Source organism: Stenotrophomonas sp. SrG (assembly GCF_050031795.1).
Lineage (GTDB): Bacteria > Pseudomonadota > Gammaproteobacteria > Xanthomonadales > Xanthomonadaceae > Stenotrophomonas > Stenotrophomonas rhizophila_A.
The window spans coordinates 1-239 of record NZ_JBNBBE010001135.1; the positions used below are offsets into that span (position 1 = coordinate 1).

A 239-nucleotide genomic window follows, 5' to 3' on the forward strand; every position below is an offset into this window, starting at 1 on the left:
TCGTTGGCTGGCGGCCTGAGACGGGCAACGCTCAGAATCGGGGATCGTTCATCCCGGGGAACACCATGTCGCCACAACGTCCAGCCCAGCGTGAGCTTGCCCTCTCCTGCCTGCTGCCTGGCCTGGCCACGGCAGACACGCCCTATCGCAGCGCGCAGGAGATGCTGGAGGCCTCGCCCGCGAGCGCCTGGCGCTCGCCGGATCCGGCCAACCTGGTGGTGATGTAGCTGGATGCGTGT

1 pseudogene is annotated in these 239 nt (G+C 67.8%); it reads left to right on the forward strand.

Going from position 1 to position 239, the window contains the following annotated elements:
* A pseudogene (locus tag ACQG3P_RS23015) lies at positions 1–227 on the forward strand (hypothetical protein); the annotation flags it as partial.
* Between the last annotated feature and the right edge of the window lie 12 nt (positions 228–239).